Below are 17,242 nucleotides of genomic sequence, written 5' to 3'. Positions count from 1 at the left end.
CTGCCCTCGGCGGTCACTTCTTCAGCTCCAGCAGCGGAACATCGGTACGGTCGATGCCGAACGTCTGGGCGTACAGGGAGAGTTCCGCCTCCAACGCGCTGATCATGGTCTCCGCGCGCCGGAATCCGTGCCCCTCGCCCGGGTAGGTGAGATAGGCGTGCGGGATGCCGCGCCCCTCGACCTCGGCCAGGAACCGCTCGCACTGCACGGGCGGACAGATCGGGTCGTCCTCCCCCTGGAGGATCAGGAAGGGGGTGGTGAGCCCGTCGGTGCGGTTGATCGGGGACCTGTCGCGGTAGCGGTCGGGGACCTCGGCGAGCGGGCCGACCAGCGACTCCAGGTACTGCGACTCGAAGTCGTGGGTCTCGTCGGTGCCCCAGCCGGTCAGGTCCAGGATGGGGTAGATGATCGTGCCGCAGGCGTAGACATCCGTCCCGGTCAGCGAGGCGGCGGAGGTCCAGCCGCCGGCGCTTCCGCCGCGGACGGCGAGCCTGAGCGGATCGGCGGCGCCCTCGGCGGCCAGCGCCCCGGCGACCGCGGCGCAGTCCTCGACGTCGACGACGCCCCACTGTCCGCGCAGCCGGTTGCGGTAGGACCGGCCGTAGCCGGTGGAACCGCCGTAGTTGACCTCGGCGACGCCGATGCCGCGCGAGGTGAAGTAGGCGATCTCCAGGTCGAGTACGAGCGGGGCATGGCCGGTCGGGCCGCCGTGGGCCCACACCACGAAGGGCGGCAGCTCGTCGTCCGGTCCGGTCCGGTCGGGGCTGTGCGGCGGGTACACCTGGGCGTGGATCTCCCGGCCGTCGGGCCCGGTGAAGGTGCGGACGGCGGGCTCCGGGTAGTACGACGGGTCGACCGCGTCCTCGTGCGGTGCGCCGATGATCCGGGTGTGCCCGGTCGCGGTGTCCAGTTCCACGATCTCGTAGGCGCTGCGCGGGCTCGCCGCGATGCCGATGACACGGCTGCCCTGCACGGCGAGGGTCTCGGCCCATTCGGTCCAGGGTCCGGCGATGTCGACGATCTCGCCCGTCTCCGGGTCGAGGATGCCGAGGGTGGTGGATCCCCTGCCGTGGAGTGCGGCGATGAGCCCGTTGTCCAGCGGGCAGAACCAGTTGAGCCCGATCTTCCACAACGGACCCGCGAACTCCTCCTCGCGGACGCCGAGTTCGTCCACGGTGCCGCGGTCCGGGTCGGCGCGGTAGAGATTCCACCACCCGCTGCGGTCACTGGCGAACAGCAGTTGTCCGTCCGAGGCCCAGCGGACCTGCGGTACGGATTCCTCCGGACCGCCCACGAAACGCCGGGCGTCGTGGAAGGTGCCGTCCTCGCCGATGTCGGCGAGCATCACCTCGGTGCCGTCCCACGGCATCCGCGGGTGGTCCCAGGCGATCCAGGCCGCACGCCGCCCGTCGGGCGAGACCTCGGCGCCCGTGACGAACCGGTGCCCGTCGTCGGAGAGTTCACGTACCGCGGACCGGTCGCCGGCCGCCGATCCGTCCAGTGGCACGGCGGCGATCACCCGGCGCAGTTCGGTGGGGCCCTCGCCGGTGAACTCCTCCAGGACGCACCAGACCTCGCCGGCCGGTCCGCGGTCCGGGTGCGGCCGCGGGTCGGCCCAGCGCAGTCCGCCGCCGGTCGCGGAGACGGGCGTCAGCGGCCATGGCTCGCGGGGGCCGTCGGGGGCGTAGGCGTACAGCCGCTGGTCGTCGAAGTGGACGAAGACGATCAGCGGGCCGCCCTCGGCGCGTACGGTGCCGGCCCACGGCAGTCCGCCGTACTCGATGACGCGGCTGCGGGCGTTCCACGGCGCGGGCAGCTCCGTGGTGGTGCCGTCGGCCGAGCGGCGGACCAGGGCACGCCGGCCGGCCTCGGCCGGGCGCGGCTCCGTCCACCACAGCTCGTCGCCGACCGCTCCGACGTACTCGGGCCGGCCGTCGCGGGAAGCGGCCAGCGCGGCGTCGATCGGTGACGGCCAGCTTCCGTAGGCCTCAGTGGATTTCATGATCGGTTCCCCCGAGTGGTTCAGGCGGTACGCAGGTAGTGGTCCAGGACCCGGACGCCGAAGTGCAGCGCCTCGACGGGGACGCGTTCGTCCACGCCGTGGAAGAGGGCCTGGTAGTCGAAGCCGACGGGCAGCTTCAGCGGCGAGAAGCCGTAGCCGGTGATGCCGAGCCGGGAGAACTGCTTGGCGTCGGTGCCGCCGGACATGCAGTACGGCACGACGTGGCCGTCGGGGTCGAACCGTTCGACGGCGGCGCGGAGCTTGGCGAACGTGGGCGAGTCGACCGGTGCCTGGAGTGGCACCTCGCGGTGGTGGAACTCCCAGTCGACCGAGGGGCCGGTCAGCCGGTCCAGGGTGGTGCGGAACTCGTCCTCGCCGCCGGGGACCATCCTGCCGTCGATGTAGGCGGTGGCGTGGCCGGGGATGACGTTGACCTTGTAACCGGCGTCCAGCATCGTCGGGTTGGAGCTGTTGCGGACGGTCGGAGCGACGAGGTCGGCGGCCGGTCCGATCTTGCCGAGGAGTTCGTCCACGTCGAAGCCGGGGGCATCGAGGTCGGGTTGGATGCCGTGCAGGGCGGCGATCTCGGTGATCGCGGCGCGGACCGTGGGGGTCAGACGCACCGGCCATTCGTGGTCGCCGATCCGGGCGACGGCCGCGGCGAGCGTGCTGACCGCGTTCGCGCGGTTGACCTTGGAACCGTGCCCCGCCTTGCCGTGGGCGGTGAGCTTGAGCCAGCCGGTGCCGCGTTCGCCCGCGGCGATGGGGTAGAGCGGCATGTTCGGCCCGGCGTGGAAGGTGAAGGCGCCCGACTCGCTGATGCCTTCCGTGCACCCTTCGAAGAGTGCGGCGTGCTGATCGGCGAGGAAGCCCGAGCCGTCGTCGGCGCTGGCCTCCTCGTCCGCGGTGTACGCGATCACGATGTCGCGGCGTGGGCGGATGCCGGCCCTGGCCCAGTAGCGGACGACGGCGAGGACCATCGCGTCCATGTTCTTCATGTCGATGGCGCCGCGGCCCCAGACGACTCCGTCGCGCACCTCGCCGGAGAAGGGGTGCACGGTCCAGTCGTCGGCCTCGGCCGGCACGACGTCCAGGTGGCCGTGGACCAGGAGCGCTTCGGCCGACGGGTCGGTGCCGGGGATCCGGGCGACGACGTTGGTGCGGCCGGGGGTGCGCTCCAGCATCGCCGGTTCGAGTCCCGCGGCGGCCAGCCGCTCGGCGACGTACTCGGCGGCGGGACGTTCGCGGCAGTCACCGCCGCCCCTGTTCGTGGTGTCGATGCGGATCAGTTCGGAGGTGAACGTCACCGACTCGTCGAGAGCCAGTTCGTCGACGCCGTCCTGGGTGGTGCTCGCCTCAGCCATACTGTTCCTCCACGGCGGACGACACGATGGTCGTCACCGCCTTGAACGTGCGGATACCTTCGTACATCGTCGCGCTGGTGTAGGCGACACGCCTCTCGCCGGAGGGTGCCGTGCCGGGCACGACCGTGGCCGCCGCGGCCAGGTGTTCGGCGTCGAACTCCAGCTCAACGGTGAACGGGCCGCCGTCCACCGGTGTGTAACGTCCGGCGAGCCCGGCCGCCTCCTTGGCCGCCGCACGGATGTCGGCGGCGGTGCGGGTGGGGGTGCGGCAGACCGCGGCGTAGCGCGACACGTAGTCCTTGACGGCGACCGTCCGCGCGTCGGGGGCGTAACCCCTGGCGTCCACGCAGGTCAGGTCGTCGCCGGTGACGAGGACGACGGGGACGCCGTACTCCGCGGCCACATGGGCGTTGAGCAGGCCCTCGCTCGCCCTGACCCCGTTCACCCAGACGCCGGTGATGGAGTTGGCCAGAAACGTGTGGGCCAGGACGCCCTCCGTGCCGGCTCCCGTGTGGTAGCCGATGAAGGCCACCGCGTCGACGTCACCGTGCTGGATGCCCTCCACCATGCTGAGCGACTTGTGCCTGCCGGTGATCATCTGGACCCGGTCGTCGAGCTGCTCGAGCAGCAGGTTGCGCATGGTCCAGTGGGCCTCGTTGACGAGCACCTCGTCGGCGCCCCCGTCGTAGAAGCCGAGGGCGGCCGCGTTGACGTCGGAGGTGAACAGGGAGCGGCACCGCTCCCACTGGGGTGTACCGGGCAGCACATCGGCCGGCCAGGTCACACCGGTGGCGCCTTCCATGTCGGCGCTGACGAGGATCTTCATGGTGCCACACGGTACGCGCCACAGAACGTGCAGGCCAGAGCGGCCCTGGCCTCCAGAGGTCCACTCCTTTGAAGGGGCGTGGGTCCGGTGCGCGGGTCCGGGGGCCTCAGACGGCGGAGCCGGTGCGGAGCTCGTGGACGCGCAGGTTCAGCGTGACGAGATCGAGCAGCGGGGTGGCGACGGACAGGCGCCGGGCCCGGTCCACGAGATCCCCGAAGACCTGCTCGGCCTCGGTCGGTGCGCCCAGGGTCACGTCGCGGTACAGCGAGGCGGTGAGCGGCGATCCCTCCGTGGTGAGCATCTCGGCCACGGCGTCGAGTTCCGTCTCCCGCACGGGATGCCCCGCGGCGGCCGCGACAGCGGCGCACTCGGCCAGGAGGGCGGTGACGAAACCGGGCCCGCCGGGGACGGCCCGGACATCGCCCACGGTGCCGCGCATCAGGCAGGTCAGACCCGCCAGGGTGCTGATGAACACCCACTTGCCCCACATCGCCCCGATGACGTTCCTGGACCGGCGCGCCTCGATGCCCGCGACGCCGAGGACGGCGGTGATCGCCTCGGCCCGCTCCGATGTGCCGCCCTGCTGCTCGCCGATCGTCAGTCCGGCGACCGGCGCGAGCCGCACGATGTCACCTTCGGCGTTCAGCGTGGTGATGACCCTGGCGACGCCGCCCAGCACCGCCTTCTCACCGAACCGGTCGCCCAGCCGCGCGAGGTGGGCCATGCCGTTGAGCAGCGGCACGATCGCGGTCTCCGGCCCGACGGCCGGCGCGATGTCGTCGAGGGCCGCGTCCAGGGCCGTGGCCTTCACCGAGAGCAGCACCAGGTCGTAGGGACCGGAGAGTTCGTCCGCGGTGACGAGCCGGGGCGTGAGCCTCTCCTCCTCCCCCAGTCCGGTGATGCGCAGACCGCGCTCACGGAGGACCGCGGCGCGGCGCGGACGGACCAGGAAGGTGACGTCCCTGCCCGCCTGTGCGAGCCGGGCACCGAAGTAGCCACCGGTGGCTCCTGCTCCTACGACCAGAATCTTCATCTGCGTGCACCTTTCGGGGTCCGTGATCAGGGGGCGGGGCGAGGGACGGGACCGCTCAGCCGCCGATGCGCAGGACCAGCTTGCCGGTCGATGTGCGGCCCTCCATCAGCAGGTGCGCTTCGGCCGTCCTCGCCAGGGTGAACTCGGCCGTCACGGGAAGGTCGACGTGCCCGTCGGTCACGGCTCGGAAGGCGCGTTCCGCGACGGTACGCAAAGTGGCGGGGTCGCTCGCGGCCAGCTCCAGGATCGAGAAGCCGGCCACCGACCTGCTGCCCGGGTAGAGCTCGCCCTGCCCGACGCTCCAGGGCTGTGCGCCGCTCGCGTTGCCGAAGGAGACCAGGCGCCCGAAGACGGCGAGCGCGTCGACGCCGCGGCGCAGCGTGTCCCCGCCGACCGGGTCGAGCACCAGGTCGACGCCCCGGCCGCCGGTGGCGCGGCGAACCTCGTCCGGGAAGGTGTCTCCGACGAACACCTCGTCGTAGCCGTGGTCGAGGGCGTACGCGGCCTTCGCGGCCGAGGACACCACGCCGTACACGGCTCCGGCCCCCGCGGATCTGGCCAGTTGCCCGGCCACCGTGCCGACTCCGCCGGCCGCGCCCTGCACCAGCACGCTCTCGCCGGCCCGCAGCCGCCCGACCTCGTGCAGCAGGGCGTGCGCGGTCGGCAGCACGGTGGGGAGGGTGGCACCCGTGCGCAGGTCCACACCGGCGGGGAGCGGGAAGACGGTGTCGGCCGGGGCCGCCACCACGTCCGCGTATCCGCCGCCGTCGAGGAACGCGGCAACCTCCTGCCCGGGGCTCAGGCCCTCGACCCCCTCACCGACCGCCCGCACCCGGCCCGAGACCTCCAGGCCCGGGACGAAGGGCAGTCCGGGCACCCGGTATCCCACGGATCTGGCCTTGAGATCGGCGAAGTTGACGCCCGCGTAGGCGACGTCGATGGTGACCTGCCCGGGGCCGGGCTCGGGGGCGACCCTCTCGACGAGGGTCAGCACCTCGGGGCCGCCGTACTCCTTGAACTCGATCGCACGCATGGCAGAACCGTCCCTGGGGAGATGTGTTCAACGAAAAGCGAACACTCGGACTGTACGATGTTCATCGAACACTCGGCAAGAGCCACGGACACGAGGAGCGGAACATGCCCAACCAGCCTGCGGGCAGCGGACATCGCGCGACTCCGGTCCACACGGACCCCGCGGAGGTCTCGGTTCTCGAAGCCCTCTCCGCGGTGGCCGACCCGGTCCGCCTCCAGCTGGTGCGGGAGCTGGCGGGCTCCGAGGACTGGACGCGCAGCTGCGGCAGCTTCGACGTGCCGGTCGGCAAGGCCGCACTCAGCCATCACTTCTCGGTGCTGCGCGGGGCGGGCCTGGTGGAGCAGCGCGACATGGGCGCCAAACGGGTCAACCGTCTGCGCCGCGAGGAGTTCGAGGCCCGCTTCCCGGGCCTTCTGCACCTGCTGCTCCGGGCGGACGACACCTGAGACGGCGGCCCGCACAAGGGCATCACGAAAGGGGCCGGCGCCCCGCAAGCGGAGGTGCCGGCCCCTTCGTGGTGATTCAGCGGCGCTTCGCGCCCTTCAACAGCTTCTCGATCCCGGCGAGTTCCTTGTCGCTGAACTCCAGGTTGCGGATCGCCTCGACGCTGTTCTCCAGCTGGGCGACGCTGCTCGCGCCGACCACCGCTGAGGTGACCCGGCCGCCGCGCAGCACCCAGGCCAGTGCCATCTGGGCCAGCGACTGGCCACGCGCGGAGGCCAGTTGGTCCAGTTCGCGGAGACGGCCGACCAGCTCGGGCGTGACCGAGTCGGCCGAGAGGAACGGGCTGCTGCCCGCCGCCCGCGAGCCCTCCGGGATACCGCGGAGGTAGCGGTCCGAGAGGATGCCCTGCTCCAGCGGCGAGTAGGCGATGGAGCCGACACCCAGCTCGTCCAGGGCCGTGAGCAGGCCGTCCTCGACCCAGCGGTCCAGCATCGAGTAGCGCGGCTGGTGGATGAGCAGCGGGGTGCCGAGGTCCTTGAGGATCCGGGCTGCCTCCCTCGTCTGCTCGGCCGAGTAGTTGGAGATACCGACGTAGAGCGCCTTGCCCTGCTGCACCGCCGAGTGGAGCGCCCCCATCGTCTCCTCGAGCGGGGTCTCGGGGTCGGGCCGGTGGGAGTAGAAGATGTCGACGTAGTCGAGGCCGAGGCGGCCGAGGCTCCGGTCCAGCGAGGAGAGCAGGTTCTTGCGCGATCCCCACTCCCCGTACGGACCGTCCCACATCAGATAGCCGGCCTTGGTGGACACGATGATCTCGTCGCGGTGCCGGGCGAAGTCCGTCGCCAGCGAGCGGCCCATCGCGGTCTCGGCGGAGCCGGGCGGCGGTCCGTAGTTGTTGGCCAGGTCGAAGTGGGTGATGCCGAGGTCGAACGCCCGGCGGAGGATCTGCCCCTGCGACTCCGGTGTCCGGTCACCGCCGAAGTTGTGCCACAGACCGAGCGAGAGGGCGGGCAGCTTCAGACCGCTGCGCCCGGTGCGCCGGTACGGCATGTCCTGGTAACGGCCGGCGGACGGGATGTACATGCGGGGCTCCACGGGAGAGATCGTTCCGGTTCACGACGGGATACGGCGTGCGGGGTCCAGGCTCGCGCACAATGATCCAGCAGTCCAACAGTAGATTCCGCTGGGATTCAGCACCTATATTTCTCAATCATGGAGTTGCGCCAGCTGGAACATTTCGTCGCCGTCGCCCAGGAGCAGCATTTCACCCGGGCCGCCGAGCGCGTCGCCGTGTCGCAGTCCGGCCTCTCAGCCTCCGTCCGGGCCCTGGAGCAGGAGCTGCGGACGCCGCTGTTCAGCCGGACGACCCGCAGTGTGCGGCTGACCGAGGCCGGGCGCGCGCTGCTGGTGGAGGCGGAACGCACCCTGGCGGGCGCGCGGGCGGCGAAGGACGCCGTCGACGCCGTACGGGGACTCCTGCGCGGGACCCTGTCGGTGGGCGTGGAGCAGTGCGTGGCCGGGCTGAACCTGCCGCGGCTGCTCGCCGCCTTCCACCGCGAGCACCCGCACATGGAGATCCGGCTCCGCCAGGAGGGGACGACGAACCTGGTCGACGGGGTGTCCGGCGGCCGGCTCGACATCGCCTTCGCCGCCACCGTCTCCCCCGTGGAGTGGCGGGGCGAGCTGGTCCCGCTGGCCCGTGAGCCCATGGTCCTGCTGTGCGCGCCCGGTCACCGGCTGGCCTCGGCGCACCGGGCCGGATGGGACGAGCTGGCCGGGGAGGCGTTCATCGACTTCCATCCGGACTTCGGGCCCCGCCGTGCGGCCGACGAGGCGTTCGCGGCCGCACGAGCGCGCCGCACGGTGGCGCTGGAGGTCAACGACGTACACACCTTGCTGGAGCTGGTGCGCGAGGGGCTCGGCATCGCGGTGGTTCCGCACCACTTCTCGCGCAAGCCCGAGGCCGCGAGCCTGGTGGCGGTGGCTCTCGACGGGGCGGACCAGCCGTACTACGAGAGCGTCGTGGTGCTTCCCGCCGCTCAGGCGCTGAGCCCGGGAGCACGGGCGCTGATGGCGCTCGTACGGGAGGGGACCGGGCACTGAGGCACGGCGGTCAGCGACTGAGCGCCTCGGCGAACGCCCTGTCCTCCCGTGCGACGCCCGCTGCGCGTGACGCTCGCCGTCGACGTGTCCTCACCGGTGCGCACCCGGTCGCGGAACGTCGCCCGGAGCAAGAGCGCGCCGACACCGTGACGCCGGGCGAAGGAAGGCAGGGATGCCGCGTCTGCCAGGGTGAGGGCCTCCCCGGCCACGTCGTTGACACCGATCGTCACGGTGATGTGCAGCGCCCGCGCACCGCCGAAGGCGACCCGGACGTCCCTGCCGGAGGCGGTGAGCGCCACGACGCGTGAGGCCACCGCACGGTCGGTGGCCTTCGCGCTGCCGCCCCGGAGCGGGGTCCAGGCGTCTTCGTCGACGATCCGGAAGGCATTGAAACGTTCCGGCGAACGGCGGCTCTGCCGCTCGGCAGCAGCCGGTTCCCGTTCGGTGCGCCGTGGCCTTCCTCGGCGCGGCCGTGGCTCGCCTCGGCTGGGTCGAGGACGTCGCGGCGAATCGGAAGCCGCAGCTGCTGCCATGAACGACGCCACCGGCCCCGGACGGCTCCCCGCCGGGGCCGGGGCCGGGGCGCGCCCGGATCAGCGGGCGGCCAGGACGAACCACCGCGCCGGCAGGTCGATCCGGGTTCCGTCGGGCAGGTACTCCGTCTGCGGCAGGGCCGTGTCCCCGCTGTCCAGGGTTGTCAGCCCGGCCGCCCGCAGCACCCGCGGCACCTCCTCCTCGGTGGCACTCGCCGGTTTCAGCCCGTGGTCGAAGACCCGCCGCAGCTTCTTGGGCGGACCGTCCGGGCCCTGTGCCGCCTGCCGCAGCACGTCCTGGGAGGCCGGGGTCAGTTCGGCGACGAACGCCCGGCCCCGCTCCCCCAGCAGCGTCGCCACGGCCGCCGCGACCGCGGGCCTGGCCTCGGGCTCGCTCTGGTGGATGACCGCCCGCATGTACACGTTCGTATCGCCGATCCGATCGTGCAGGGCCCGCACCGCGTCACCGTCGACGAGGTCCAACTGGACGAACTCGGCGACCCCTTCGGGGTCCGCCCGCCGGGCGTGGCCGATCGCCGCACGGGAGAGGTCCACACCGATGGCACGGGCGAACCGGGTGGCGAGATAGCGGGTCTGGGTGCCGTTTCCGCAGCCGAGGTCGACCACGGGGAGTGCGGCATCGGCGTGCGGCAGGAGCAGCTCACTGTGCGGTGCGGCGCTCAGCGAGGGGTCGGCGTCCCAGATCGCCTCGCCGGGTACGTCCGAGGTGGCCGCCCAGAACCCTTCCCACGACTCACGGTATCGCTGTGACACATCCATGCGCACTCCCAAGTCCGGTGGTACCGAGCCCATTTCGCTCAGCACCGGACTACCGCCCCACGGCCTCCGGGGCAAGGGTGTGCACCACATCGACATCCCCGGTGAAGACGTCCTTCACCAGGCTGTCGACCGGGGCCCCGGGAGGCGGGAGAGCGCCAGCTCGAACCAGACGGTCTTCCCGCGCGCCGTGGTGCTCGTGCCCCACTCCCGGGCGAGGCTGCTCACCAGAACCAGCCCGCGGCCGGACTCGTCGTCCGCGGTCGCGTCCAGGAGCGTGGCAGGGGCGGGCTCGTCGTCGGTGACCTCGCAGAGCAGAGCTCCGGTGCGCACCAGCCGGAGCCCGATGTGATGGGTACGGCCGTACTTGACGGCATTGGTGACGATCTCACTGACCATCAGCTCGGCCGCCTCCACCGCGTCCGGCAGGTCCCAGTCGAGGAGCCGGCCGCGGACCAGCCGGCGGGCCCGGGCCACCTCGCGCGGGTCCAGGGCCAGTTGCCATGCGGCGACGTCTCCGTCCGGGATTCCGTTGAGGCGGGCCATCAGCAGGGCCACGTCGTCCTTGCGGCCGCCTCTGGGGTTCAGGGCCCGGATGATCGCGTCGCAGGCGTCGTCCATGGACGCGGCGGGATGGGCGGCGGAGGCGCAGAGGGCGGCCAGCCCCGCACCGATGTCCTGGCCGCGCACCTCGACCAGGCCGTCGGTGCAGAGCACCAGCCGGTCGCCGGGACGCACCCGCACGGTGGCGGTCTCGAAGGCGACCCCGCCGACACCGATCGGGGCTCCGGTCGGCAGGTCGAGCAGTTCCGCCCGGCCGTCCTCCGCCCGGACCAGCACGGGCGGGATGTGTCCGGCGTTGGCGATCTGCAGCTCGGAGCGGATGGGGTCGTAGACCGCGTAGAGGCAGGTCGCGAGGTACTGCTCACCGAGCCGCTGGGCCAGGTCGTCGAGGTTGCGCAGCAGCTGGGAGGGAGGCATCTCCATGGTGGCCATGGTGAGCACGGCGGTCCGCAACTGACCCATCATGGCTGCGGAGTTGAGACCGTGGCCCATGACGTCGCCGACGATGAGCGCGGTCCGGGAGCCGGGGAGTTTCACCGAGTCGAACCAGTCACCGCCGACCCTGCCGAGCCGGGCGCCGGGCAGGTAGCGGGTGGCGATGTCGCAGCCGGCCATGCGTGGTTCGATCTGCGGCAGCATGCTGTCCTGGAGGGTCTCGGCGACGTTCTCCTGGTACGTGTACATGCGGGCGTTGTCGAGGACGAGCCCGGCCCGGGCGGCGAGTTCGGCGCCTGTGGTGCGGTCCATGTCGTCGAAGGGTTCGCGGCCGGGGCGGCGCATCAGCACCATGAAGCCGAGCACCACGTCACGGGCCTTGAGCGGGACGATGAGCAGCGAGCGATGCGCGATGAGGGGCCGGAGGTCGCGCTTCTCGAACTCGCCGGAGATCCGGTTGCTCAACTCCTCGCTGACGTAGGGCACGATCACGGGTTCGCCGGTGACCATGCACTGGAAGAACGGGGTGTGCTCGGGGAAGGCGATGGATTCGCCGACCGGCACGGTGTCGTCCCAGCGGCCCGGTTCGTCGTTGTGCTCGACCCAGACGCGGTGCCAGATGGTCGTGACGTCGGGCGGCCCGTCGGGGAAACCCTCGCCGGCCAGGACCGCGGCGCGCAGATGTGTACCGGCGAAGTCGGTGAAGCGCGGGACGGCGGCGCTGGTGACCTCGCGGATGGTCCGTTCCAGATCGAGGGAGGTGCCGATACGGCCGCTGACCTCGTTGAGGAATTCCAGCCGCTCACGGACCGCCGCGTACTCGAGGTCGAGTTCGGGGCGAGGTGCGGCGTGTGCGGCCGGCGCATCACCGGAACGGTCCTGCGGGCCGCCCGCGGCACGCCGTCCGGCACGCTGCGGCGCACCCCAGTCGGGCGTCACCGGGATCCGGTCGTGTCGGCTGAACTCCAGTACGGGATAGCCCAGTTCGAGTACCTGGGAGACGATCCTGGTGGCCTCACGGACGCTCATGCTGGGCAGGATCTCGGGCAGCCGCGCGGAGAGCTCCCGATAGCCGGGGAAGTCGGTGTGCAGGGCGAATCCGGGGGCGACCGTCTCACTGCCCTGCACCTCGCCCTCGCCGTCGCCCCGCAGCGGCTCGGCGTCCGCGGCGAGCACGAGCAGCCGCTCCGGGCCCGGGCCGACCAGCGGATAGGCCCACCACAGCACGTCGATGCGGCCGCGGTCCGGTTCGTCCACGCGGGCCCGGCCCGCCGCCGGGTAGGCGACGGTCCCGCTGAGGGAGCTGTCGAGCTCGGGGCCGAACTCGGCGTACGCGCTGTCCGGCAGCGGGTCACCGCGCCGCCGTAACGCCCCGCTCACCGGCAGGAGTTCACCTGCGGGGCAGCCGACGGCGTCCTTGCGGGAGACCCCGAAGAGTTTCCTCGCACCGGCCGACCAGTGCGAGACCAGGCCGTCCGCGTCGACGACGACCACGGCGAGCGGCACGCGGCCCGCCGCGGCGTCACGCGGCTGTGCCGTCCTCTGCGGTGGTGGTGTCCTCTGCGGCGGCACACCGAGGTCCATGGGCGGAAGGCTCCTTCCCCACCGCAAGGTTCTGCGGTGCGTGCGTCCACGGTACGGCCCCGCGTCCGGCGCCGCGGGTCATCGGCGGAATCACCCCCGAGGGGGTGGTGCGCCCCGCGTACCCACGTGATCCGGACGGCACACGGAACACCGTGCGTCAGTCCTCGTGGCCCAGCTGGAGATCCCGTTCCGTGCGCCCGCCGCCCGCGACCTGGAGCACGGTGGCGACCGGCGGATATCCCGCGGCGATCACGGTGTACTCGCCCGTGGACAGGTCCACGAAGCGGAACGAGCCGTCGGGGCCGGTGGTCAGCGTGTCGACCACGTTGCCCGCCGCGTCCAGGAGCGTCACCCGGGCGTCCTCGACGGGCCGCCCGCCACTGGCCCGGACGATCCCGCGCAGCACGGCGCCGCCGGCCAGTTCGATGTCCTGCCGGGTCTCCCTGGCCGCCTGCACGCTGACCGGCAGAGCGGCGGGCCGGAAGGCGGGTGCGGAGGCGGCGAGGGTGTACTCGCCCGCGACCAGCTCCGTGATCACGTACCCGCCCTCGCGCCCGCTGCGGGTGGAGGCGACGACCTCGCCGCGTACGTCGGTCAGGGTGACGGCCGCGTCGCGTACGGGGACACCGTCCGCGGTCACGACGGTCCCGGCCAGCCGTCCGGCGCCGCCGAGCACCACGTCCAGCTCCACCGGCCGTTCGCCGACCGTGACGCTGACGGCCTGCGGCTGGTGGCCGCCCGCAGCGGCGATGAGCACGTACGAACCGGCCCCGGGCACGCTCAGCGCGTACCGTCCCTCGTCCCCACTGGCGCCCCTGCCGACCTGCTGTCCCTGGACGTCGATGAGGGTGAGGGCCGCGCGTGGGACCTTCGTGCCGTCGGGATGCTGGACGCTGCCGCAGACCGGCACTCCGGATAGGTAGCCGGCGGGGTCGGTGCGGGCGGAGGGGATCGTGGTCGCGGGCTCGGCTGCGGTTTCGGGGCTGTGGTGGGACACCAGCGGTTTCTCCTTGAGGAAGAAGGCGAAGAACAGGCCGAGCACGAGGACCGGCACGAGGTAGAGGAAGATCCGGGGCATCGCGTCGGCGTACGCCTGGATGTAGGCGTCGCGCAGCGCGGGCTCCATGGCGTGGACCAGCTGCGGCGTGATCGACTCCGGGTCGGGCAGACCGGCCCCGGAGGGCAGCCGCACGGCGAGCGCGTCGGCCAGCCGTCCGGCGAAGAGCGTGCCGAACACGGCGGCTCCGACGCTGCCGCCGATCTGCCGGAAGTAGTTGTTGGCACTGGTGGCGGTGCCGAGGTCGGCGGGGCGTACGGAGTTCTGGACGGCCAGGACCAGCACCGGCATGATCAGCCCGATCCCGAGGCCGAGGACCGCCTGCGCGATGCTGTATTCGAGGCGCGGGGTGTCGGTTTCGAGCCGGGACAGCAGCCACATGCCCACCGCCGAGACGGCGCTGCCCGCGATCGGGTAGACGCGGTAGCGGCCGGTACGCGAGATCAGCTGGCCGGAGACGACGGAGGCTCCGACGATGCCGCCCATCATCGGGAGCATCAGCAGCCCGGACTCGGTGGCGGTGGCCCCGTCGACCATCTGCAGGAAGGTCGGCAGATAGCTGGCGGCGCCGAACAGCGCCACCCCGACGACCGCGCCGACCAGGGCGGTGACGTTGAAGATCGAGTCGCGGAACAGCCGTAGCGGGATGATCGGTTCGGGCGCGCGGTGCTCGACGGCGAGGAACAGCAGAGTCGTTCCGGCGGCTCCGGCGGCCAGCCCCAGAATGGTGCGCGACCCCCAGGCGTACTCCGTGCCGCCCCAGCTGGTCAGCAGAACGAGGCAGGTGGAGGCGGCGGCCAGCAGCGCGGCGCCGAGGATGTCGAGCCGGGGCCGGACGGTGGGCTTGGGCAGCTTCAGCACGACGGTGATGACGACGAACGTCACGAGGCCGAACGGCACGTTGATGTAGAAGCACCAGCGCCAGGAGGCGTGGTCGGTGAAGAAGCCGCCGAGCAACGGGCCCGCCACGGACGCCAGTCCGAAGGCCGCACCGATGAGCCCCATGAACCGGCCGCGCTCCCGGGGCGGTACGACGTCGGCGATGATCGCCTGGACGCCGATCATCAGCCCGCCGCCGCCGACGCCCTGGATGGCACGGAAGGCGATCAGTTCGTCCATGGTGCGCGACCAGCCGGCCAGCGCGGAGCCGACGACGAAGACGACGATCGCGAACTGGAAGACGCTCTTGCGTCCGAAGAGGTCGCCGAGCTTGCCGTAGATCGGGAGACCGATGGTCGAGGCGAGCAGATAGGCGGTGACCGCCCAGGACATCTTCTCCAGGCCGTGCAGCTCACCGACGATCTTCGGGAGCGCCGTCGCCACGATCATCTGGTCGAGCGCCGCGAGCAGCAGCGTGAGCATCAGCCCGACGAAGACGAGCCGGATGCGCCGGGGGTCCGTGGCCCCGTCATCGGCGGGGGCCGGGGCGACAGGCTCCGTCGCGACGGGCGGTGGCGGAGGCGCGACGGCCATGGGCACCGTCTCGGTGTGCTCCGTACCGCCCGGCTCGTCCTTCACCAGCGTGATCCCACCCACCACGTGCCGCTCCCCTCATCGCACTGCCGCCGCCCATTTCTCGCATTGCGCGACAAGTGAGGGCAAACGCGACGAGGGGGCGCTGACGGCGCACTCGGGGGGCTTATCCCCCGGTGGGAGCCACTACGGCGCACAACCAACGCGCCGAAAAAACCACCCGAACCGGTGAGGCCGGGCGGCTCCGCCGGAGACTACTTCTCGACCTCGGCGGCGAGGTTCTGCAGCAGCTCGTCGTAGATGCGGCCAAGTCCCTTGGGGGCGAAGGTCTTCTCGAAGAATCCGCCGATACCGCCGGCACCGTTCCACACGGTGGAGACGACGGCCTTGGACCGGCCCTCACCGGCCGGGGTGACGGTCCAGGTCGTGACCATCGAGGAGTTGCGGTCCTTCTCCACGAGCTGCCCGTCGGTGGGCTCGGTGACCTCCAGCAGGCAGTCGCGCACCCGCTTGCTGGTGGCCTGGAGCTTCCAGTGGACGAGGGTGCCCTCGCCGTCGCCGCCCTCACGGACCTCGTACTCGCTGAAGTGGCCGGGCAGCACCTTGCCGCGGACGTCCTTGTAGTCGGCCAGCGCGTCGAACACCGCTTCCGCGTCCGCCGCGATGATCCGCTCTGTCGTGGCCTCGACCTGCGCCATGGCTGTTCCTCCAGCACTCGGTTGTTCGGGGGTGTGCTGAGCCAACCACCTCGGCAGCCCCGCTCAAAATCCGGTCCGGGACGAAGGGGAGAAAACGATCAAGGGAACAAGTGTTCTATTCTCGGGGCAGTGCTACCGAGGAGGCGTCCATGCGCTGGGACAATCTGGCCGATAACCCTGCCGAAACCACCAAAACCGGTACCGGCGCGCTCTTCGCCGCGGACGCGGTGACGACCCGTACCTTCGACACTCCGGAATTCCGGGGCATCACCTTCCACGAAATACGGGCCCGCTCGATCGTGAACCGGGTGCCCGGCGCATCCCGGATGCCGTTCGAGTGGACCGTCAACCCCTACCGGGGCTGCACCCACGCCTGTGTCTACTGCTTCGCCCGCAAGACCCACAGCTATCTGGACCTCGACACCGGGCTCGGCTTCGACTCCCAGATCGTGGTCAAGATCAACGCTCCGGAGCTGGTGCGCCGCGAGCTGGCCTCACCCCGCTGGCACGGCGCGCACATCGCGATGGGCACCAACGTCGACTGCTATCAGCGGGCCGAGGGCCGCTACGGCCTGATGCCCGGCATCCTCACCGCCCTGCGCGACCACGCGAACCCCTTCTCCATCCTCACCAAGGGCACGCTGATCCTGCGCGACCTGGAGCTGCTGCGGCAGGCCGCCGAGGTCACCGAGGTCGGCGTCTCGGTCTCCGTCGGCTTCATCGACCCCGAACTGTGGCGGACCGTGGAGCCCGGCACCCCCTCCCCCGAACGACGCCTCGACGTCGTCCGCACCCTCAGCGAGCACGGCATCGGCTGCGGGGTGCTGATGGCCCCCGTCATCCCGTACCTCGGCGACCGGCCGGACCAGCTGCGGGCGACCGTCCGCGCGATCGCCGCCGCCGGCGCGACCTCGGTGACCCCGCTCGTCCTCCATCTGCGCCCGGGCGCCCGGGAGTGGTTCATGGAATGGCTCGGCCACCACCATCCCCACCTGGTGCGCCGGTACGAGCGGCTGTACGCGGACGGCGCGTACGCACCCACGTGGTACCAGCGCCGCATCACCCGGAACGTGCACGAGCTGGCGACGGAGTACGGCATCGGCCCCTCGCACCACGGAACGCCCCGCGGCTTCCGTGAGCGCGGCGAGCAGCGGACCCCGCCGCCCGCCGCCGAGCCCACCCAGCTGACCCTGCTCTGACCCGGGCCGCAGCCATGGGAGCAAACGGGTCATCTCTCACCGGAACAGGTCCTTCCGACCCGGAATACGGGGAGCATGCGGCGGGGGCTGCGCCGCGCGCAGCCGTGTTCCCCCACCACG

At 71.7% G+C, this 17,242-nt stretch carries 14 protein-coding genes; 3 read left to right on the top strand and 11 right to left on the bottom strand.

Annotated elements, in window-relative coordinates:
• Positions 1-13: 13 nt before the first annotated feature.
• The 5 genes from OG446_RS32325 to OG446_RS32305 form a co-directional block, all read right to left on the bottom strand.
• Positions 14-2,002: a S9 family peptidase gene (locus OG446_RS32325; RefSeq protein ID WP_328897337.1), complete on the bottom strand. Its 1,989-nt coding sequence runs from the start codon at positions 2,000-2,002 to the stop codon at positions 14-16.
• A 20-nt stretch (positions 2,003-2,022) separates the two neighbouring features.
• Complete coding sequence (locus OG446_RS32320; protein WP_328897336.1) at positions 2,023-3,366, bottom strand: M20/M25/M40 family metallo-hydrolase; 1,344 nt, start codon at positions 3,364-3,366, stop codon at positions 2,023-2,025.
• Positions 3,359-4,192: a M55 family metallopeptidase gene (locus tag OG446_RS32315; protein WP_328897335.1), complete on the bottom strand. Its 834-nt coding sequence runs from the start codon at positions 4,190-4,192 to the stop codon at positions 3,359-3,361. The genes OG446_RS32320 and OG446_RS32315 overlap by 8 nt, the downstream gene beginning before the upstream one ends.
• Positions 4,193-4,298: 106 nt before the next feature.
• Positions 4,299-5,225, bottom strand: a complete 927-nt coding sequence (locus OG446_RS32310) for a ketopantoate reductase family protein (RefSeq protein WP_328897334.1) — start codon at positions 5,223-5,225, stop codon at positions 4,299-4,301.
• A gap of 55 nt (positions 5,226-5,280) precedes the next feature.
• Positions 5,281-6,258 (bottom strand): quinone oxidoreductase family protein, encoded by a 978-nt coding sequence (locus OG446_RS32305; protein WP_328897333.1) that lies wholly within the window; start codon positions 6,256-6,258, stop codon positions 5,281-5,283.
• Between the two features lie 104 nt (positions 6,259-6,362).
• Here OG446_RS32305 and OG446_RS32300 point away from each other — a divergent pair, with 104 nt between their 5' ends.
• The gene (locus OG446_RS32300) at positions 6,363-6,704 is read left to right on the top strand and encodes an ArsR/SmtB family transcription factor (protein ID WP_328897332.1); all 342 of its coding nucleotides are present in this window, start codon (positions 6,363-6,365) and stop codon (positions 6,702-6,704) included.
• A 76-nt stretch (positions 6,705-6,780) separates the two neighbouring features.
• Here the strand turns inward: OG446_RS32300 and OG446_RS32295 are convergent, their stop codons facing one another.
• Positions 6,781-7,782, bottom strand: a complete 1,002-nt coding sequence (locus OG446_RS32295; RefSeq protein WP_328897331.1) for an aldo/keto reductase — start codon at positions 7,780-7,782, stop codon at positions 6,781-6,783.
• Between the two features lie 129 nt (positions 7,783-7,911).
• On the opposite strand from OG446_RS32295, the gene OG446_RS32290 reads away from it, so the two are divergent.
• Positions 7,912-8,802, top strand: coding sequence for a LysR family transcriptional regulator (locus OG446_RS32290; protein ID WP_328897330.1), 891 nt, complete (start codon positions 7,912-7,914; stop codon positions 8,800-8,802).
• On the opposite strand, the gene OG446_RS32285 is transcribed toward OG446_RS32290, so the two are convergent.
• From OG446_RS32285 to OG446_RS32265, 5 genes are all read right to left on the bottom strand, one after another.
• Positions 8,739-9,116, bottom strand: coding sequence for a hypothetical protein (locus tag OG446_RS32285; protein WP_328897329.1), 378 nt, complete (start codon positions 9,114-9,116; stop codon positions 8,739-8,741). The genes OG446_RS32290 and OG446_RS32285 overlap by 64 nt on opposite strands.
• 279 nt (positions 9,117-9,395) lie before the next feature.
• The gene (locus OG446_RS32280) at positions 9,396-10,115 is read right to left on the bottom strand and encodes a class I SAM-dependent methyltransferase (protein WP_328897328.1); all 720 of its coding nucleotides are present in this window, start codon (positions 10,113-10,115) and stop codon (positions 9,396-9,398) included.
• Between the two features lie 114 nt (positions 10,116-10,229).
• Positions 10,230-12,695, bottom strand: coding sequence for an ATP-binding SpoIIE family protein phosphatase (locus tag OG446_RS32275; protein WP_328897327.1), 2,466 nt, complete (start codon positions 12,693-12,695; stop codon positions 10,230-10,232).
• Positions 12,696-12,852: 157 nt separating this feature from the next.
• Complete coding sequence (locus OG446_RS32270; RefSeq protein WP_328897326.1) at positions 12,853-15,291, bottom strand: MFS transporter; 2,439 nt, start codon at positions 15,289-15,291, stop codon at positions 12,853-12,855.
• 188 nt (positions 15,292-15,479) lie between these two features.
• Positions 15,480-15,923 (bottom strand): SRPBCC family protein, encoded by a 444-nt coding sequence (locus OG446_RS32265; protein WP_148021837.1) that lies wholly within the window; start codon positions 15,921-15,923, stop codon positions 15,480-15,482.
• A 149-nt stretch (positions 15,924-16,072) separates the two neighbouring features.
• On the opposite strand from OG446_RS32265, the gene OG446_RS32260 reads away from it, so the two are divergent.
• Positions 16,073-17,122, top strand: a complete 1,050-nt coding sequence (locus tag OG446_RS32260; RefSeq protein WP_328897325.1) for an Rv2578c family radical SAM protein — start codon at positions 16,073-16,075, stop codon at positions 17,120-17,122.
• Positions 17,123-17,242 lie beyond the last annotated feature (120 nt).

Source organism: Streptomyces sp. NBC_00236, assembly GCF_036195045.1.
Taxonomy (GTDB): Bacteria; Actinomycetota; Actinomycetes; order Streptomycetales; family Streptomycetaceae; genus Streptomyces.
The sequence above is the reverse complement of the archived record's forward strand: the minus strand, read 5'-3'. Positions and strand labels throughout refer to the sequence as shown.